This is a genomic window from Phyllobacterium sp., assembly GCF_037994425.1.
Taxonomy (GTDB): domain Bacteria; phylum Pseudomonadota; class Alphaproteobacteria; order Rhizobiales; family Rhizobiaceae; genus Phyllobacterium.
On the sequence record NZ_JBBNAM010000110.1, the window covers coordinates 1 to 2812 of the forward strand.

Here is a 2812-nt window from a genome sequence, read left to right on the forward strand (position 1 = left end):
GTTGCTTTGGAGTGTCGACGGGGCGAGCGCCGCTGTCGTGAACTATCTCAACTGCGCGGAGGAAGCCAAAGAACCCGCATACCGTTGACGTAAAGTTCGGCCGACAGGCGTCGGCCGAACCATTCGAGGTGTGTAGGGTCTCAGGCAGCTTCCGTCGCCTGCAGTACGGGGTAGTCGACGTATCCCTTGGCGTCGCCGCCGTAGTAGGTCGACCGATCCGGCGTGTTCAATGGTGCACCCCGCTGGAAGCGATCGGGCAGGTCCGGGTTCGCGAGGAACAGTTCGCCGAAGACCGCCGCGTCGGCTTTGCCCGCTTCCAGAGCCGTTTCCGCCTTGGCCTGATCGAGACCAGCGCCCATGAGGTAGGTGCCCTTGAATCGCGAGCGCAACAGTGCGTGATAGTCGATCTCCGGTGTCCCCTGGCGGGTCATCTGGAGATACGCAAGATCGAACAGGTTGAGCTGTTCGACGAGTTCCCAGTAGAGCGCCTGCGGATTCTCATCGAGGATGTCATTGAAGTTCATCTCCGGCGAGATCTTGATGCCCACGCGGCCGCCACCTGCCTCCGCGACCATCGCTTGAAGAACTTCGAGAACGAAGCGGATGCGGTTCCCGATCGGGCCGCCGTACTCGTCGGTGCGCCGGTTGCTGCCCGACGCCAGGAACTGCTCAGGCAGGTATCCGGAAGCCGCGTGAAGCTCGACGCCATCGAACCCCGCCTCTATGGCGCGGCGTGTGGCCAGTCGGTAGCTTTCGACGACCCCCTTGATCTCGGCGACGGTCAGCTCATGCGGTGTGACGAAGTCCTGCTGTCCGGTCGCAGTCCAGGTCTGGCCAGCGGGCTTTATCGCCGATGGGGCTACAGGAAGCGCGTTGCCGGGCTGCATCGAGGGATGCGAGATGCGGCCGCAGTGCATGACCTGCATGAAGATCCGCGATCCGCGGGCGTGGACGGCGTGTGTGACCTTCTTCCATGCCGCGATCTGCGCTTCCGTCTCGATGCCGGGGGTGCTGACGTAGCCCTTGCCGCTTGCCGACGGATAGACGCCTTCGCTGATGATGAGGCCTGCGCCCGAGCGCTGTTCGTAGTAAGTTGCGACCTCGTCAAACGGAACGCCGTCGGCATCGCTAGCCCGCGAGCGTGTCATGGGTGCCATGACGAGACGGTTGGAAAGCTCGTAGCGTCCGATTTGGACCGGGGTGAAAAGCTTGCTCATTCTGGTTGGTCTCCTTTGCAGAATTGATATTTGGTTGCTGCACCTGCGGCGATAAATCCGCTAAGATGGAAAAGATTGATCCATTCTTGAGGCAATGATTTGGAACTCCTGAACGACATGGCCCTGTTCGTCGAGGTCGCGAAGGCGAAGAGCTTCCGCGGCGCCGCTGAGCTGATCGGCGTGCCCAACTCGACCCTGTCGCGTCGCATTTCCAGCCTCGAAAAGGCGATCGGCCTTCGGCTCATGACGCGGACAACGCGTCGGATCGAGCTCACCGAGGCCGGGCAGATCTACTTCGAACGCTGCAAGCGCATCGTTGACGAGGCGAAGCTCGCCCATGAACAGCTCGGCGACATGCTCGCCCAGCCAACGGGCCTTCTCCGCGTCGCGCTGCCCGTGGACTTCGCGACGGGTTACATGCTGCCGCTCCTTTCCGAGTTCGCCGACAAGTATCCGGGCATCTCCTTCGAGTTCGACCTGACCGAGCGCGCGGTCGATCCTGTTGCGGAACCCTTCGACGTCGTCATCCGGTTCGAGGAGCCGGAGACGTCGCATCTGATCGCTCGTCCCCTCGCCCGCCTCCGACCGTTTCTCTACGCCTCGCCCCGCTATCTCGAAGCGCACGGCGAGCCTGGTCATCCTTCGGAACTGGCGGACCACGACTGCCTGCCGTGGATGAAGGACGGAGTCTGGAAATTGAGCGACGGAAACCAGACGGTCGGGACGAAAGTCGGCGGTCGGTTCCGCCTGAACAGCGTCGCGATGATCCGAGACCTGGCCGCTCTCGACAGAGGCGTGATCTTGCTTCCGGAAGAGGTCGTCTCCAACGAGGTCGCGCAGAACAGGCTAAAACGCATCCTTCCCGAATGGAGTGGTGCGGCGCTGCCGTTCTTTGCGGTCACAGAGACCCGGCTTCTGCCCGCCAAGACCCAGCGCTTCGTCGAGTTTCTCAGGGCGCGGCTGAAGTCGTGACCGCGCCCTGAAGCTTCGATCAGTTGCGGACGTTGCCGCCGTCGGCCACGATCGTCTGCCCCGTAACGAAGGACGAATCCTTCGAGCACAGGAATGAAACGACGCCTACAATGTCGGAAGGCTCAATGACACGCGGGATGGCCTGAACCTTCGGCAGCCATTCGAAGATCTCCTCGTTTTCCCCGCGCATCGTCTTGGTGTTCGTCAAGCCGGGCGCGATGACGTTGACCGTCACGCCGTGCGCGCCCACTTCCCCGGCCAGCGCCCGCGTGAACCCAATGACCCCGCCCTTGCTGGCGACATAGGACGTCATCTGCGAGCTGTTCAGCCAGAACGTCGTGCTCGAAACGTTGACGATACGCCCAAAGCCCCGCTCGGTCATGCCGGGTACGAACGCCTTGCACATCAGGAAGGGACCGTCGAGGTTGACACTGATCACCTTGCGCCAGAGATCGTAATCCGTTTCCGCGAAAGACTTCCAGGGATAGATGCCTGCATTGTTCACCAAAGCGGTGACTGGCGGCAAAGTCTTGGCCACTAAGGTGGCGAATTCGGCGGTCGACGTCGGCGATGTGACGTCCACCTTGGCGGAAAAGAACTGGCGTCCTTCGGCCTCGACGAGG

General features: G+C 62.0%; 3 protein-coding genes. 1 reads left to right on the plus strand and 2 read right to left on the minus strand.

The window, feature by feature from the left end:
* Positions 1-140: 140 nt before the first annotated feature.
* Positions 141-1217, minus strand: coding sequence for an alkene reductase (locus AAAB35_RS08000; RefSeq protein WP_340667698.1), 1077 nt, complete (start codon positions 1215-1217; stop codon positions 141-143).
* A 99-nt stretch (positions 1218-1316) separates the two neighbouring features.
* Here AAAB35_RS08000 and AAAB35_RS08005 point away from each other — a divergent pair, with 99 nt between their 5' ends.
* Positions 1317-2189 carry a LysR family transcriptional regulator gene (locus AAAB35_RS08005; protein ID WP_112645434.1) on the plus strand — a complete coding sequence of 291 codons (873 nt, stop codon included), beginning with the start codon at positions 1317-1319 and terminating at the stop codon, positions 2187-2189.
* A 19-nt stretch (positions 2190-2208) separates the two neighbouring features.
* Here the strand turns inward: AAAB35_RS08005 and AAAB35_RS08010 are convergent.
* The coding region (locus AAAB35_RS08010; RefSeq protein WP_340667699.1) for an SDR family oxidoreductase at positions 2209-2812 on the minus strand (604 nt) is incomplete at its 5' end.